14 protein-coding genes are annotated in these 16,550 nt (G+C 66.2%); 3 read left to right on the forward strand and 11 right to left on the reverse strand.

Annotated features, from left to right (window positions below):
* The first annotated feature begins 58 nt into the window (after positions 1 to 58).
* A complete protein-coding gene (locus tag D5S18_RS00835; RefSeq protein ID WP_147403793.1) occupies positions 59 to 1,222 on the forward strand; it encodes a hypothetical protein in 1,164 nt (387 codons plus the stop codon).
* 9 nt (positions 1,223 to 1,231) lie between these two features.
* On the opposite strand, the gene D5S18_RS00840 is transcribed toward D5S18_RS00835, so the two are convergent.
* The 8 genes from D5S18_RS00840 to D5S18_RS34295 form a co-directional block, all read right to left on the reverse strand.
* Positions 1,232 to 3,889 (reverse strand): hypothetical protein, encoded by a 2,658-nt coding sequence (locus D5S18_RS00840; RefSeq protein WP_120036920.1) that lies wholly within the window; start codon positions 3,887 to 3,889, stop codon positions 1,232 to 1,234.
* 10 nt (positions 3,890 to 3,899) lie between these two features.
* A complete protein-coding gene (locus tag D5S18_RS00845; protein WP_147403794.1) occupies positions 3,900 to 4,214 on the reverse strand; it encodes a hypothetical protein in 315 nt (104 codons plus the stop codon).
* Between the two features lie 5 nt (positions 4,215 to 4,219).
* Positions 4,220 to 4,558 (reverse strand): hypothetical protein, encoded by a 339-nt coding sequence (locus D5S18_RS00850; RefSeq protein ID WP_120036924.1) that lies wholly within the window; start codon positions 4,556 to 4,558, stop codon positions 4,220 to 4,222.
* On the reverse strand, positions 4,555 to 5,220 hold the full coding sequence (locus D5S18_RS00855; protein WP_239003450.1) for a hypothetical protein: 666 nt from the start codon (positions 5,218 to 5,220) through the stop codon (positions 4,555 to 4,557). Before D5S18_RS00855 ends, D5S18_RS00850 begins: the two co-directional genes overlap by 4 nt.
* The gene (locus D5S18_RS00860) at positions 5,217 to 5,531 is read right to left on the reverse strand and encodes a YbaB/EbfC family nucleoid-associated protein (RefSeq protein ID WP_120036926.1); all 315 of its coding nucleotides are present in this window, start codon (positions 5,529 to 5,531) and stop codon (positions 5,217 to 5,219) included. The genes D5S18_RS00855 and D5S18_RS00860 overlap by 4 nt, the downstream gene beginning before the upstream one ends.
* The gene (locus tag D5S18_RS00865) at positions 5,528 to 7,015 is read right to left on the reverse strand and encodes a hypothetical protein (RefSeq protein WP_147403795.1); all 1,488 of its coding nucleotides are present in this window, start codon (positions 7,013 to 7,015) and stop codon (positions 5,528 to 5,530) included. Before D5S18_RS00865 ends, D5S18_RS00860 begins: the two co-directional genes overlap by 4 nt.
* Positions 7,016 to 7,037: 22 nt before the next feature.
* On the reverse strand, positions 7,038 to 8,408 hold the full coding sequence (locus D5S18_RS00870; RefSeq protein ID WP_120036930.1) for a hypothetical protein: 1,371 nt from the start codon (positions 8,406 to 8,408) through the stop codon (positions 7,038 to 7,040).
* Positions 8,409 to 8,696: 288 nt separating this feature from the next.
* Positions 8,697 to 9,509, reverse strand: a complete 813-nt coding sequence (locus D5S18_RS34295) for a hypothetical protein (protein WP_147403796.1) — start codon at positions 9,507 to 9,509, stop codon at positions 8,697 to 8,699.
* A gap of 159 nt (positions 9,510 to 9,668) precedes the next feature.
* On the opposite strand from D5S18_RS34295, the gene D5S18_RS00875 reads away from it, so the two are divergent.
* Entirely contained in the window at positions 9,669 to 10,841 is a 1,173-nt protein-coding gene (locus D5S18_RS00875) for a lytic transglycosylase domain-containing protein (protein ID WP_120036932.1), read from the forward strand.
* A 104-nt stretch (positions 10,842 to 10,945) separates the two neighbouring features.
* Positions 10,946 to 12,169, forward strand: coding sequence for a GNAT family N-acetyltransferase (locus D5S18_RS00880; protein ID WP_120036934.1), 1,224 nt, complete (start codon positions 10,946 to 10,948; stop codon positions 12,167 to 12,169).
* Positions 12,170 to 12,222: 53 nt separating this feature from the next.
* On the opposite strand, the gene D5S18_RS00885 is transcribed toward D5S18_RS00880, so the two are convergent.
* Genes D5S18_RS00885 through D5S18_RS00895 form a run of 3 tightly spaced genes read right to left on the reverse strand, consistent with a single transcriptional unit; the run spans position 12,223 to position 16,497 of the window.
* Entirely contained in the window at positions 12,223 to 13,470 is a 1,248-nt protein-coding gene (locus D5S18_RS00885; RefSeq protein ID WP_147403797.1) for an MFS transporter, read from the reverse strand.
* Positions 13,463 to 15,247 (reverse strand): HEXXH motif domain-containing protein, encoded by a 1,785-nt coding sequence (locus D5S18_RS00890; RefSeq protein ID WP_120036938.1) that lies wholly within the window; start codon positions 15,245 to 15,247, stop codon positions 13,463 to 13,465. The genes D5S18_RS00885 and D5S18_RS00890 overlap by 8 nt, the downstream gene beginning before the upstream one ends.
* An 11-nt stretch (positions 15,248 to 15,258) precedes the next feature.
* Positions 15,259 to 16,497 (reverse strand): FxsB family cyclophane-forming radical SAM/SPASM peptide maturase, encoded by a 1,239-nt coding sequence (locus D5S18_RS00895; protein WP_203236526.1) that lies wholly within the window; start codon positions 16,495 to 16,497, stop codon positions 15,259 to 15,261.
* Between the last annotated feature and the right edge of the window lie 53 nt (positions 16,498 to 16,550).

Consider the following 16,550-nt stretch of genomic DNA (forward strand, 5'->3'; position numbering starts at 1 on the left):
GCTGCCGCACAATCGGCGGCGGAGTGCACACCGGCGGACGGCGCGCACCGAATCGGTCGTGCACTGTCCGAATACCGGCGCGCGGCAGGGCTTCCCACACGGCCTGGCCGACCTCGAGGCGAGCAGGGGGCGCAGGGTGAATCAGGCGGCGCACAGCGAGATCGGTGACGCGACGCAGCTGGTGTCGACGCTGGACCGGATGATCGCACAGGCCGCCGCGATGGTCGGGGAGTTGCAGGCCGCGATCGCACAGGCCGAGGCGCTGCGCGACCAACTGTCGGGATACCCCGGACAACCCGCGACCGCGAACGAACCCGCGCGGGCCGCTAGTTCCTCCGAGCGCGCCGGGTCGGAATCGCCGCGACGTCCCACCACGCCGTGGACGAGGAGGCATCGACCCACCGGAACATCGACGCGCACCCCGCTCAGATCCGTACCTGTGCAGCGACGTTCGTCGCCGGTTTCGCGTGCCACACCGCCCGAGCCGCCGATCCCCGCGCTCGAGCAGGTGGCCGACGAGCGGGCCACACCCGCGCTGCTCGAGCACCCTCCGACCCCGATGGAAAATTCCGCTGCCACAGCACAACACGCACCGAAACCGAACGCTCACCCCTCGGTGCCCGTCTCGGACCTGGAGGTGCTGCGCATCGCCGAGGAGATCTCGGCCCGACATGGGATCGCGGTGATCGGATTCGACCGGATGGGCGTACCGGAGCAGGCAGCCAGAGAGATCGCGGAGACCATCGCCCAGATGTCGGCGAAGTACCCGATACCACTGCGCGGCATAGAGATCGCCGAATTGCCCGCCGGAGTGCCCGCGCAGTTGATCCGCGAGATCGGGGCCGAACCAGAACGAACCGGTGTCCGCATCGCGATCAACGGCGCGCTTCTCGCACAGGCGGGGACGAAAGCCGGTCCCGCAGTGGAGCTGAGGTCGGTCATCGTGCGCGAGTTCGGGCGAGCCCTCGACGTGGCGGGCGGCTTCCGCGCCCGCATGTCGGCGCAGAAGGATCTGCTTGGCGGATTCCTGCGCATCGACAGCCGTCCGGGCACCCTGACGGCCGATGCGCTGCGACTACCGGGGCAACTCGATCCCGGCCAGGCGTTGGCCGAGGCTTTCGCCGAGGTCGAACTGTCCGCGGGTCACGCGAGTGACCACGCGAAACACCTGCACCGACTGCTGCTCTCCGTGGTGCCGCGGGAGATGAAACCGCGGCGTTGAGCCGCGTTCTCACACCGGCCCCGCGCTGATCGACGGCGGCCGCGGCGCCGGATTCGCGGGCGGGCGAGCGAAATCGGGGTGGCCCACGAGCGACCCGTGCGCGTACACCGCGTCGCGCAGGCTCTGCCTGGTCGGCGCTCGCGCCAACAGCAGGACCAGTTCATCGCATCTGCGCTCGAAAGCCATGGCGCGCACGAACGCCGACTCCGCCGCCGGACGACCCGCCGCGTCGGAACGCAGGCCGCCCAGCGGAATTCGCGACACATCCAAGCGGTGCCCGGCCATCGTCGCGGCGAGCAGATCGTCCGCGTCCCCCAGTTCGGTCCACCACTGCTCCGGAATATCGTTCCCCGAACGCAGGGCGAGCAGGATGCGCTGCCGAAGCTCGTTCAGTGCCACCGAATCCGGTGCGATCGAACCCAACCTCCGCACGCGCACATGGGCATCCACCGCGAGCCCGAGCCGGTGCGCCGCGATCCGCTCGTCGGGGATCGCGGCCACCTGGTCGAGGAGTCGAGCGTCGGCAATCAAACTCAGTCGATCGATCAATCCCGGTGCGGATGACCGGAATTCGGGTCCGGGACCGATCTCGACCGGCCCTTCGAGCGCGACCTCGCGCAGTTGTCCACGCAGCTCGCGCTCGATCGACTCGGAGGAGACGATCGCCGACACCCGCCCGCCCGTCTTGCGCCCCCAGGCGGTGCCGAACTCGGCGAGGACCCTGGCGGGATCGGAAATCCCTTCCCACGCACCGCTGTCCGCTTCGGCCCAGACCCACGGCGTCGACATCTCGCGCGGCAGGTACAGACCGGCGGGCAGCCATCCCCTGCCCTCATTGGAGGTGAGGAACGCGCTCACACCGCCCTGATGACGCAGCACCGCGACACCGAATCCGGTGCCGATCGTCGAGTCGTCGACCGCGCTCAGCACACCGCGCAGCAGCGTCCTGGCCAGCACCAGATCGCCATCCGCACGCTCTCCGACCACGAATGCCGGGGCAGCGGCGGTGAGCAACGCCGCGCCCACCGCGTCGCGCAGCACCTCATCGCTGCCCTTGTCCTCACGGCGCGCACCGGGATCACGGTGCGAATCCGGCAGACCCGCAGGGCGATTCGGTGCCGTCGGACGCGCCTGCTGACCCGAGGACTCGCCCGGCGCGGCAACTCCCGAACCGCTCGGGGCGGTCACGCCCGGCCGGATATCGGCGATCGGCGCACGCGGGGGCGCGGCGGCCCGTCCTTCCGAGGGTGCGGCGGCGGCAGCTGTATTCGACGCGGGAGCCGATGCTTGATGTGGTACAGCAGGCGACGATGCGACCTGCGGTCCAGCGTTCGCGGCAAGTTGCGCCAGCGCCGCACCCGCAACCGAAGTCATCGAGTCGTCGGCCGAAAATCCTTGTGGTCGTGCGGAATCGGTGTCATGTCGACTTCCCGATAGACGACTGTCGGCCCCCGAGGGGCCTGCCGAGCCACTTCGTGCCGCGCCGGGAACATCGGTCGGGGCATCGGCAGCGGGCGAACCTGTCGAGCCGTTCACCGTCCCGGAGTGCGACGCGGTCGTCCCCGCATCGGTGGCTTTCGATACGGGTTCGGTCCCATGGTGCGCGGTCTCACCGACGCTCGACCCGGTCCCTGATGGCTGCCCGGCGTGCGATTCGAGTCCGTATGCCGCCCCGGACTGCCCCGGGTAGACCGGGGTTGCCATGTGACCCGGCCCGGCGGCGGGAGCGGGGGCAGAACCCTGTCGCGAGTCCGCCGTGCCGGGCGGATTCGCCGATCCGCCTTCATCAATCGGCATCCGGTGCTGCGGCGATCCGGTGTGTCCTGCGGTGCCGCCGTCGGGTCTGCGGTCGTGCTCGCTCGGCGGTCGCACCGGGTCATGCGGCTGCGGTGAACTCCCATCGACTCGACCATCGTTGGGCTCCGGCCCGGTGCCGGGAGTTCCGATCGGCGGCAGGTTTCCGGTATCGATCGGTGCCACCACTACCGGTGCGGGATCGGTTTCGGTCCGCGAATTCCCGCCCGTCCCTTCGGTATTCGGCCCCGGTGGCGGGTGCTCCCCCGATTTCGAGCCGCCCTGCCCCATGGGCGGGCCGGGACGGGACGGACCGCCACCCCCGGTGGGCTGGGGGACGATACCGGGCAGATCCAGCGCCTCGGCCAGCGCGGTCAACCCCGGTAGCGCGGCGGCGGGCACTTTCTCCACCGCCTCGTCCACTACCTTGCGCACAGTGGCGCGGGCGTGGCCTTCGATATCGGAGACGCGAGACGGGAGATTCTTCTTCGCCTCCGCGTCGACGGCGTCCTTGGTCTCGGCCCGAATATCCCGGTCGGCATCGTGCACCGCATCCAAGATCGCGTTCTGTGTCTTGCGAACCAGGTCCCCGTATTCGGTGAAGACATCGGCCGCACCGTGCAGCGCTGCGGCGAGCGCGGCCGGGACACCGGTCTCGGATTGCATCGCGTCTTTGGCCGGCTGCAATCCGACACTGGCCGGGACCGCGGCGGCGAACTCCCGCCCGACCCGCGCCACCGCATCGGTATCGAGCGACTGCGCGCCCTCCTGCGCCAAACGGGCCATGCGATACCACTCCGACGGACCTATGCGCGGCCAGTTGTCTTCGACAATGGCCTCCCAGCGGTGACCGCTGTCCGGCTGCGGGTCCATGTTCGCGCTGTCAACTCTCCATCGATCCGCGCACCGCGGCCGCGCCCTCGGTGTCGGCCGCGCGGTAGATCGCCGCCGCGGCGACAACCCCCTCGTGGGTATCCTCGGCCCGCCGCACGCACGCCTGCCCGAAGCCGTGAATCGCGGTGGGAATCGCCGAAACCTGATCCACCATCGCCCGGTCGAGGGGCGAACCGGCGGCGGTGTGCGGCCGCAGCCGCACCTCGTCGACGTGACGCGCGCAGGACCGCACCGCCTCCGGGAAGTGCCCGGCGGCGACAACCATCTTCTCCAGCGACCTGATATCGAGCCGATTCCCGGTCATCGCCATCAGCTCCGCGTCTCGCGGAACGCTTCGCGCTCGGCATTGCGGTAGGCGACCTCGGTCGGCAGATCGAACGCATCGATGGTGGAGGTCTCGGCCCCCTGATAGGCCATCTCGGCGCGCAATCCGACCCGCGACTTCATATGCGCCAACTTGGCGACCCGCAGGATCTCCGCCGACAGCCAGGCGTCGCCGTTGTCGCGGGCCTCCTCGGCGATGTGCATGCCGACGATCTCACCGCTGCGGCTACAGGCAACCCCGACGGAGTTATCCGGATTGAGTGTTTCGTAGACCATCCGGTTCCAATCCGGCGCCGCGGTCGCGTCGTCGTCCCAGTCGTTCATGCGATGCTCTCCTCCAACTGCGCCGCCAGCGCGGCCCATACGTTGTCGTCCACGGTCATGACCTCGTCGAGGGTCCAGCAGCGCGTCCCGAGGTACATCTCCCCCGAGCGGTCGATCTCGACATCGAGGTGGTCGGGTCCGTCGGCACTGGAATTGAGGGTGATGGTGGTGACAGGTGGGCGCGTATCGTCCACGCTCACAATGGTTCCGCCGCCGCCCGGTATGAAGGTGTGCCTGCATCGGTTGCCTGCCTCCAGCGCCACCTCGGCGCTATTGGTGGTGATGGTGATCTCCGGATTCAGCAGCAGTTGCAGCACCCAGGACCGGGCCGGACTCTCCGGCCGATCCGAATTGATGGTCAGGGCCAAGGTGGTGGCCAGATCGACCACGAGCACCGAGTTCGTGGTGGTCACGCCGACGACCACCAGCCGCCGGGTCGAACCGTCCGGGAACGGCAGATCGTCGGCGGCATAGGCGAGTACGCCTGCGCTTCCCGCCGAACCCGCCGCCGGATACGCCGTGACGGTGCCGGCCGCGACATCGATCGTGTAGGCGGCGATCACACCCGGCACCTGATCGGACAGGCCCGCGAGTCGGCTCAGGCCCTCCTCGTGCAGCCACCGCACCGTATCGGCCACGGTGACGGCATCCGGCTCGGTCACAGCACCTGGTCGGCGAGGTCCGCCGGGTTCATCAAGGCGTCGTACTGTCGGGCGGCATCGGCGGCGCTGTCCTTGATGGCCGCCATGATCTCGACCACCAGTTCCGGACCGGAGAATCGGTCGACCGTGCCCGGCGCCAGATAGAGATTGGTGAGCCTGCCCATCGCATCGACCTCCGGAATCACCAGGCCGCTCGGCGAGGGGCGGCGCGCCCGGATCGCATCGATCCGCTCGCGCAGGTCGGCGATCTTGTGGCGCAATTCCCGCGCCGCGTCGAGTGCCGCCTGCACACTGGATTCCGTCTCGCTCATACACTTCCTCCGGACTGGGACTGATTGGTTTGGGTGGGGGTCGGCGGAGTCACCGTCGGCGCGATGGTCGGCTTCTCGCCGATCACGAGTTCGGTGTGTTCGGTCTCGTCCACGTACAAGCGGCGGTCCGGATGCCACGCCACCACCCGGCTGCGCTCGTTCTTATTGCCCGCCCCACCGCCCATTCCCGGCGACAACGGCATATAGGGCATCATCGGCGAACCCGCGCCCGCGACGCCACGCGCGTTCGCCGCTGCGGCGGCTGCCGAGAGCGGCTCGACCAAAGGCGCTCGGGCCGAAGCGCCTGCGATGTTGGCGAGCCCACCGCCCATCGGAATGGACGCGGATTCTGCTGCCGCGATGCCCGAATCGCCGCCCGGCCCACCCCCGAAACTCGGAATGCCGGAAATGCCTGACACATTCGGATAGTCGTCGTAGCCGTAGTCGTCGAGCGGATTGAGTCCGTCGCCGCGCCCCATCTGCTGCATGGAGGCCATATTGCTGAGCAGGCCCGGCAGCATCGAGGAGAGCATGCTCATCTCGTTGGCGCCGTTCTGACCGCCGCCGCCGCTCTGATTCGCTCCGGAAGGGTCCGTACCGCCAGGTGCGTTGCCGCCGGGCGCGGTACCGTCCGGAAGCGAACCGTCGGACGACGGCATGGTCACGCCGCCGGTCTTCGCGAAATCGGTCATCGTTTCCGCAGACCGCAGGTGCTTCTCCTTATAGTTGGCGAGCGCGGCCTGAGTCGCGGCTTGGTTCTTCGATTTGGTCGCCGCGACCAACTGGTCGCGGGCCTGTTGGATCTCATCCGGAGTCGGGTGCTGTTTCCTGGCACTGGTATAGGCGGCTCCGTACACATTGATATCGGCGGAGAGTTCGCGCAGCCCGAAACCCAATGCGTCCAATTGGCCGCGAAACTTGGTGATCTTCTCCGCGGCCTGCGCGCCAACCGGCACCCACTCGTTCAGCACCGGCAGCGCGTTGTCCAGGCCCACCAGCGCCTCGGTGAGCGGACCATTGACGAAATCGCCGACCTTCGTGGCGAACTCCATCGCGTGGGCAGGCCCTTGACCATCACGGAACTGCTGGGCGATGGTCATCGAACTGGTCGGACCCGCGGGAACCGCCGCGTCCACCGGGACCGGGCGCGGTGGATAGCGCATTTGACCATCGGCATGATTGCTCACGATCTCGCGACCGATCCCACCGAGCTCACGCGCCGACTGGTCGTCGGCGCGGCTGTATTCCACGGCCGCCGCACCGATCCGCTCCGTCAAATCCTGGAGTTCGCTCACCGTGCCCAGCAGCGCGTTGAAGAGCTTTCCCGTCCGCTTCTTCAGCTCCGGTACCCACACCCGCGACACCGGGTCGGCTCCCGCGGCTTCGACCGTGCCAGCGGGCAGCATCGTGCCCATCGCCGTCATCAGCCGCGCGAGTTTCGGTGCGAGGCCGACGAGTTCGTTGATGTCGACGTTCATTGCCATGGTCTATCCGACTCCCTCCGTCTCACACGCCGATCGTCGACACTGCGGCCGGATTCGGATCATGCGCGGGTCCAGGGGCGTGCTGATCGCCCTGCGCGACAGCGGTGACGCCCTTCGGACGCTGGAACGACAGGCCGGTGTCCGAGTCACCGTTCTTGGCCGACTGTTCGGCGGCCTCGTCTTCCACCAGCCGAAGCTTGCCCTCGACAAGGGTTTCCGGCTTGCCATCCTCCGCGAATTTGACCACGATCGTCGTCCGTTTGCCCCAGATCGCGACGTCGCCGGTGATCAGCTCGTCCGGCCCCTTGGGCTCGCCGACCTGAGTGGCGTCGGTCCATTTCGCACTGGAATTCATATAGGCCGTCTGCGCGTCGGCGCCATTGATCTCCGCCGCGTGCAACGCGTCGTACACCAGTTGCGGAACCCACACCGTTCGATTGTCCTTGAACTTGTAGGGCAGACCGCCATCCGAATTCGGCTGCGGCAGTGGCGCTCCGCCCGCCGCGACCGGAGCGCCCGGTGTCGTGGCGTGCGACGCCGGAGTGATCGTGGGCTGGGGTGGCACGGCCAGCGGCGGACTCACCGGCTGCGGCGCGACCGGCTGCGGCATGCGCTCGGGGCGTGGTTCGCGCCCGTATGGCTGATATCCCATATCCGCGTTCTGCCGACCCGCTGCCTGGGCCAATAGCGGACCCATCATCATCATCGTCGGGTCCAACCCACCGTATCCGCCCATGGCGCCCAACGCACCCCCGGCCTGCGCCGGGAGCTGCGTTTGGGGCGAGTTGCTCGACGACGAATCCCCCGGCGACTTCGGCCAATTCGTACTCGGGAAACCGGTGGTCGGGTCGGTGCCCGGCTTGTCGGTGATCGGATTCGTCGGGTCCTTCGGGACTTGCGGGAGCTGCGGGTTCAACCCATCACCGACGGGCAGCGTCGGCGTCTTGCCATCCGGTCCGGAATCTTTGAAGGTGGGGAGGGTAATGGGCTCCGTTTTCTGCTGTTGCTGCTGATTCTGCTGCTGCCCCAGCAAACCGCCGTTTCCGAGATTCCCGCCGCCCAAGTTTCCGCCCGCGCCACCAGCCAAACCTCCGGCACTCGCGTCGATCTTGCCGGAGTCGTTCTTCAACTGGTATTGCAGTAGCGAGCGCCGCTGCTTGGCCGAATCAAACGCTGCCATCGCCACGTCGGAGACATATTTATCCTCTATACCCCGCCCCGGCATACCCATGCCGAATTTCGTGTTCAGCTCGCCGATGAACTGCTCGAGATCCTTCTTGCTGGCCGCTCGATGTTGCCCCGCAAGTTTCGTGGCATCGCGAAACTCCTTGTCGATCCTTTCGAATTCCCTGGCCTGCGCCGACAGTTGCCTCGCGCGTTCTGCGTAAGCCAAGCCTGCCTGCGTCCCTTGCCCTGCCCCTTCAAAAGCCACCACGGACAGAGGCGGGGGCGCAGGCACCGGACTGGGCTCAGGCGCGCCGTCTTCGCCGAACTCATTCCAGTATGAGACAAGAAATCCGAACAGGCCGCCATCCAGAAACTGATCGGTAGCCGCGCTGATCCTGTCGACAGTAGACGGCCAGGAAATGCCGTTGATATCAGGAATCCAGAGTGGCGGCATATCGGCCGGTTTGTTCACCATTTAGAGCTCCACGCCTCCGCCAAGGTCGACATAACGATTCTATGCCCTGGCCGGGGCCGAGCCATTTCCCTTGGGGAGCTCCACCCTGGGTGAAGCCTCCGTATTCTTATCCGACTTCGGCGTGGTCGAACCCGAGCCGGGCGAAGTTGATGATCCGGGTGGCGTTGTCGACGAACTCGACCCAAGCCCCAATCCGGCCATTCGGGTCGGAACCGGAACGGCCGCACCGCCGCCAAGAGGATTAGTATCGCCGCCAGGGGAATTAGTTCCTGATCCCTGCTGACCTTGCGTCGCACGGGTTTCTCCAGTGGTCGCACGGGTTTCTCCAGTGCGGGAACCACCACCACCCAAGCCTGTGACCATACTGATGAGGTCCGATGGACTAGTATATTGGGTCGCGATGGCGGCGGCAGATGAGCCCGCACCCGAATAGAGCGGTGCCTTGATCCATGGATATTTATCGATACTCTTGCCGTAAATCTGATAGGCTTTTTTTCCGCCTTCGGTAAATCCGAAGGCATTTTCCAACTTCAGTCGCGTCAATTTGGTGGCGTCCCGCACGGCGATATTCGCGGCAGCATTCGCGCCTGCAGCCGTACTACCGGCGGCCACCGCTTCATCCACCCCTTTCCTTGCCGCCTTGAAGCCCTTGAACACACCGGCCGCACCGAGGGTGGCGCCCCAGCCAACCTCCTTCGCGAAATCCACCCCACTCTCCTCTTGGTCGATGGCTTTCAAGGAACCCGCGAAAGCACCACCGGCGACACCAATAACTTTTCCGAACGGCCCACCGAATGCCGATGCGAACATGGTGGCACCGCCAATGAAACTGGCAAAATCTCCGAGGCTCATGGCCAAGCTCCCGTCCGCGCAGCCGAATCTCCGGCACCTGCACCGATTGTCGAGGATTCCCAGCGTCGGGAAACGATTCCGGCATCCGACCGGCGACGATGAAGCGCCGGCCGCCCGGCCGTACCCGGCCGAGGTTCGCCGTGGGAAGAGGGACCACTGATGTCGGAGACCGATCGAAACACACCGGCGCACAGCGGTGATGCCGTCGATGCCAAGGTCTCGGTACCAGAGCCCAAGAAGCAGGCTGCGAAAGCGCGCCGCTCATCCACACCGTCCAACCCTCGACACGGCAGTCCTCCAGCGGTAGTGGGCTCCCCCCAGCAAGCCGCGCCGGCGACTCCGCAAGCCGAGACCGCCACTGCCGCACCACCTTCGCAACACCTGAACGCAGGCGATCCTTCGGCCGCACTCGCTGGCGGACCGCTGGCCGCCGCGACGCTCGGCGCGCTGGCCGGCATCGCGGCACAGTTCGGTGATGGTCGCCCCACCGCCGATACCGGCCTGCCGACGCACCTCACCGAACCCGCGAATGTGCGGCCCACCGGTCCGGTCCTGTGGGATGGGGGAACCGGATCCAGCTACGCGGCAAAGGCACTCGGCGACGCCAACCAGGCGAACGCACTGAACACCCTGCACACCGAACTTGGTTCACTACTCAATGGAGCGGTCGACACCACCACCGGCGGCCGTGCGCAGATCGGCATCATCATGGCCGAGGTGGACTCCGCGCTCAACGCGCTCGGCGGCGTCGCCGACACTCCAGCAGGCAGGCAGATGCTCGTCTCCGCCCTCGGCAACGCCCTGCAGCGCGCGTCGAATGTGCTCGGCAATGGCCAAATCGCCGCCGCCGCGACGGCCGAGGGAATCGCGGCACTGTCCGCCCGCTATCTGCGGCAGACCCAGCCGCAACGGCGCACGAACCGGCGACCGTTCCGCCGCGGCATCGGCTCGGGTCCCCCGACCACCATGCCGACCGGCGAACAGGGCCAGTGGATAAATGAGGCGCTGCGCGTGCTGCGCGCCAATGGCTATGACACCCACGCGATCTCACCGTCCGATGTCGCCGCGATCATCCAGCACGAATCCGGCGGCAACCCGCATGCCATCAACCTGTGGGACAGCAACGCCGCCGCGGGCATCCCCTCCAAGGGTCTGATGCAGACCATCGATCCTACTTTCAACGCGTATTCCCTTCCCGGACACCGGGATATCTGGAACCCGGTCGACAATATCGTCGCCGGAGTGCGCTATGCCATCGACCGATACGGCTCCGTCGGCAACGTCCCCGGCATCGCCAATCTCCGCTCCGGCGGCCACTATGTGGGGTACTGAGGTATCGCCGAGCAAATCGGCGATCTCCAAATAGCACCGGCCATAAACGAATTCATCCTACGCCACCGGATTCCCGTCGCTGGGGAGCCACAACAATTCACCGCGTGACCCCGCCTCTGCACCAGGCGGCCTTCGAACTGGTGACGATGCTGAACAAGAACATCGCCATGAGCGCGAAGGCCATATGTAGCTTCTACAGCGAGCTCATTCGCAGGCTCCGATTGGCGCTGTCGACCGCAGCGCGGATCGATCGCGAATTGGGCGACGAATTGTCCGGCGTGACACAGATGAGGAAGGTGCCGATCGGCGGTCCGAGCGATATCCGCACGGCCCGCGCGACGGCTCGCGATCTCATGCATGGATGGTCCGATGCCGATCAGGTCAAGGATGCCGAACTCCTGGCCCAGGAGTTGGCCAAGAAAGCGGCACGCCAGGGGGGCGGCAGTGCCGTGATGCGCATGGAGGTCGCGGGAGAAGAAGGCAATCGTCGGTTCCGGGTGCGCGTGATTCGAACGAGAAGCGACGAGGTTCCCAAAGAAGCCGCACTCGGCGACCAGATATTCGCCGGAATTCCCAATGAGCGGGGGCGGGCGCCACTCGAGGGTGCAACGGGTGAGCGAGCCTTCTTCGAAATCCAAGAAGGAAGGGCCGCAAATCCGAAACCCTACGATAACAATCCATTCGAACCGGTCGATCCGATGCATCACTTCCCGAAATCCTATTTCGAGAAGCATCCGGGGGATTTCCGGGACGGCAAGGCGATAAAAATAGGCCCCGCAGAACCATCCGATACGGAGGATCTAGCTCGCATAATGCAGGATCGAGCTCGCACAGTGTTGGATCTAACTCGTACACAATGCCTCGCCACAGCGGAAGCGTACCAGCATCTGAACTGCCAGGAAAACGTGCTCAAATTCATCCACGAAAGCCTTGGCCCACGGAAGGTGATCGATTGGTTCACCTGGATCGCCAATCGAGAGCCGATAATTGTCGCACGGTCGAGCAGCGGCGACGTTATCGGCATGGTGAAGTACTATATCCAGAAAGACAGCATGGCATATATCGACGCCGTCTATGTCAGGCCAGGATGGAATGGTGGCGGAATCGGGCAACAGTTGATGCACGCCGCATTCGATGAATTCAGAGAAAAAGGCTGCATCGGCGTTCGATTGCATTCCACCGAACGCTCAGCCGCACATGAATGGTACATGAAACACTTCGGGTTCACAGAGGGCACACTGGATCCGGTGCCGGGACCACTCGAAAATGCGCATATCATGGCTCGGCAACGAGAGCTTCTCAAGTATCTAGTGAAGCTCCAACCCTAAAAAGTGGCCTGAACATTCACCTCTGTCGAAATGAACCATACCAACCCCTCGGTTCACAGCAAGTGCAGGTCGGATCTTCGCACGCGCCTTCCCTCGACCTCCGGTGCACCGAATATCCGCGCAACAGCGCACAGCGCCAGAATCCCCATAGCCGCGACCACCTCGCCCCTGGTTGCGATCAGCCCGAGCGTCGAGGTCAGATATCCGGCTCCGAGTGCGCCCAGCGCGATCGCGGCTTCGAGCACCATATTGATGGTCGCGACCGCGCGCCCGAGAATCTGCTCCGGCGTCACGGCCACCCGATAGACCGTCAACGCCACATTACTGACGACCCCGACGCAACCGACACCGCCCCAGCAGAGGGCGAGCACAAAGGGGTTGTCGCTCAGCGCGACCGGTGCCAGCAGCAGGGTCCACGCCCACAGCGCCATGCGGTAGACCCGACGGGGTTCGATTCTGGCCAGGAGCCACGTCGCCCAGGAGGTGCCCGCGATACCGCCGACGCCAGCCGCCGCCAAGACGAACCCGATCACCCACATCGGTCGCCCATCGGCCTGCAATTCGACCATGATCAGTAGCAACACCACCTGGATGACAATGTTCGACGCCGCGATCATCGCGGTGGAGACGCGCAGCACCGGTTCGCGCCACACCACGTGCAAGCCCTCGGCGATATCGCGCCAAAGGGTGCCGTGCGGCGAGGAATCACGTTCTACCGCTGGGATTTTCGAGCGGGCGGCCGTGAGCGATCCCGCACTGTAGAGATAGGTCACGGTGTTCAACAGGAAGGGCAGCCAACGTGCCACGCCGAACAGCGCCGCGCCCACCGCGCGCCCCAACAGGCTGGCAATGGGTTTCTCCGATTCCAACAGGGCGAAGGCGGCGGCCCGCTGCTCGACGGACACTACGTCACGTGTCACCGCCAACTCCGCGAGGTTGACGAAGACGAGCATGCTGCCTTCGACGAACGCCGCCAGTAGCAGGATCAGCGCGAACCCCGGTGGTCGCGACCACGCGGCGAAGGTGGCCACCGCGGCGGCCGCGAGACCGATCCACTGGCACCACAGGAGGATGCGAACCCTATCCAGCCGGTCGACAATGACCCCCGCGTACAGCTGAAAGACCAGGCTCGGGACCGACAGCGCGAATCCGGCCCAGCCCGCCGCGGCCGGGGAGCCCGTCTCGGCGAGCGCGAGCAACGGATAGGCGATGCGCACCAAATGGAATCCGACCAGCGAGGTTCCGTTGGCGGACCACAGCAGCAGGAAGGTCCGGTTCGCGCGGATCGAGCCGCTATCCATCGGCACGTTGGCTGAGCGAGAGCCAGCGCAGCAGGCTGACCGGTTCGGCGCCTTCCGATCGGACAGCGCGATACAGCCATGCGGCGACTTCCGCACGGGTCTGCAAAATACTGAAGTCGAAGTCGGGATAGGCCCGCGGCAGGGCCAGCGCCAATCCGGCCCACACCTGCGGGCGCAGCGGATCCTCGTACAACTGCACGAGATAGCGGCGGGCCGCCTCGTCGAATCGACCCGACAAATAGGCCCGATCGCCGCTCGGCTGGTCGATGTGGCAGTGCGAGACGGCCGCGGTCTGGTCGAGTAGCTTCACTTGGGCGGCCAAGCGCAGCGACCGGTACTCGTCGGCAACCAACCGCTGATCCATCCGGACCGCAGGCGCGAAGTCCACCGGGCACGGTTCCAGCGCCCGCCACTTCGCCGCCAGCGCGCCGATCTCATCGATCGGCGGCACCAGATTGCGCACCTGCCAGAAGGTGCGATGTGCTCGAACAACCTCCGCCGCCGCGAGTTTCGCGGCGGAGGGGACCGCCTCGCGCTCCCATGACGACATGGTCGATTCGAGCGCGTCGAGCAGCCGTCGCCCGTGCTCGGTGAGCAGATTCGAACCCACGGCCTGCTCGATCGCCCCGAGCACCTGTCTGCGCCACAGTTCGAAGTCGACATGGGCTTGCGCCGTCGCATGGCAGTCGGCGCCGCGGTGCACCCGCCAGAAGTCGGTCACGCCGAAGAAGGCGTAGATGCCGTGCAGAAGACCGGGCAGCGGGCGCGGGTCGTCACGCCACGGCGCGTAGTAGCGCGGCGCGTTGTCCGGCTCGCACAGCGCGACCTGATCGAGCAGCAGATTGAATTTGGTGTGCTGAACCTCGTGAATCAGGGTGAGCGCCAACTGGCACGGGTCGGCGGGGGCTGTGGTGTAGACCGCGCCGACGCCATTGGTCGAGGTGTGGCTGGTGCTCGCCACCAGCGGCTCGGCGCTCAGGGGAACAACCACTTTCAAGCAGTCGCGCATCGGCTCGAAATAGCCGACCAGGTCTCGTCGCAGCAGATCACACGCTCCGGTGAAATCCCGCTGCCACTGTGCCGCCTGCTCGGCGGTCAGGCGAGGTGGCGCCGATCCGGCGTGCAAGTCGCGGAAGGGGTCCAGATCGTCGAGCAGCACAGCGCTTTCGTCGGACGCGCCCTGAACGCGTCGCATCGGCAACCACGCCGGATCGTCCTCGGCCGCCGGCGCGGCCACCGCCAGTACGGTTTCGCCAACGGTGAACGTCAGTGCGCCATTTGACCATTCGAGCTCGCAGTGGCCGTGGAAGTCCGACGGGGCAAGGCGAGCGAGGCCGATGCCCGGCAGCAATACCGTGCCCGCGCGCACCACCAGGGTCATCGTCCCCTCGGGCGCGCAGGCGATGGCACAGGTCGCGGTGAGCCAGCCCAGGTACCCGCAATCGGCCCACACCGGCACCTTCGACCCCTCGGTGTCATCGCGGACCCGCCGCAGCACGGTGGCCAGCCAGGGACCGGCGTGCGGATAGGACAGCGCCGCCTCGACGTGTTCGGGATGCGACCCTTGCAGTTCGGCAAGCCGCCGGTAGGCCGAGGCCAGCCCGGCCCGCTCCGCGATATCGGGTAGTCGCGAGGTGGTTTCGGCGACGAGCGTGCGCACCAGGATCATTCGCGTCCGCAGCAGGCCGCGCGCCAACTCGGCCATCGCCGCCGCCGATCCGTGACCCGTGCTCAAATCCGCGGTGATGTCGTCGATTTCGCTCGCTGGCCCGGCCATATTTTCCTGTCCTATCGGCGGGATGCCGCGCCGAGGTCGGTGCGGATCCGGTCCTCGATGTGGCGGATCAATCTCGTCAGATCGGCGCAGTAGACCGATCTGTTGCGGAAGCCGCTCTCGGCTCGGTATCGATGCGCGTAATGGCCGCCGCCGCATACGGTGTGAATCGGGCAGGCGCGACATTCGTCACTCAGCGCCTGGGCACCGATCTGGCGAGCCACGATGGCGGGTTGGTGCATGGCCTCGTCCAAGGCGTTGTCGTGCCCGTCGAGGCGAATCTTGGTGGCCCCCGCGAAAGTGGACTTCAATTCGTCGACCTGTTCCAGCGAGCCGTCGGTCTCGAAGACGGCGAGCCGAACCGGTTGCAGCCCCACGGATTCCGATCCCGGCGCACCACCGAACAGCAGGTCGATGATGTCGTCGAAGAGCCTGATCTTGGTACCGAGCTCCGGTGCGGAGTACCAGCGATCGAAGATGGGGATCAGCCAGTCGGCATAGGGAGTCTCGGTCCCATCGATCGCGAGTCCAGGGGGCGGCGTGGTCCAATTCCCGTGCGGTAGTAGAAAGTCCACGGCGGGAGGATGGAAGCGCAACAAAGCCTCATAGGTACGGACGGGATCGTTGGCGATATCGATCGTGCTGAGCAGCCCTGAGAACAGGTGCCGATACTCCATGGCGCGCAGCCGGGCGATACCCGCCGCCACCTTCGCGAAGCTGCCCTGGCCGCGCCGATCGCGCCGATGGCGATCATTGTCCGCTTCGTCGCCGTCGAGGCTGACGCCGATCCTGATATCGGAATCGGCGCAGATGCGCAGGAACTCGGCATCGATCAGCACACCATTGGTCTGCATTCCCAAGCGCACCTTGGTGATCGGCTCCAGCACCTCCCGCGCGTGCCGCGCGAAGAACTCGAGTTCGCGATGGCCCGCCATGAGCGGTTCCCCGCCATGGAACACCAACGCCACCTCGGGCACCCGCCCGCGCCGGGCATGGTCGGCGATGGTGCGACAGGCATCGGCGAAAGCCTTGCGGCTCATGGTCTTCGGCTGGTCGCGCCAACTCTGGTCGGCCATCTCGTACATGTAGCAGTAGTCGCAGGCCAGGTTGCATCGACTGTGGATCTTGACCACGAATTCCCGAAACGGCAGCGGCGCCCAGCCGTCGCGGCGCAGCGCGGCCGTATCCAGGCCGCTCTCGGGCCACCGGGCCATGGGCTTGGGCAGCCCGAGCGAGACCGGGACCGATTCCATATCCACTCCTTGCCGAATGCGGACCGAGCGGGCGGCTCGTGAAATACGGACCA

This window comes from Nocardia panacis (assembly GCF_003598715.1).
Classification (GTDB): Bacteria; Actinomycetota; Actinomycetes; order Mycobacteriales; family Mycobacteriaceae; genus Nocardia; species Nocardia panacis.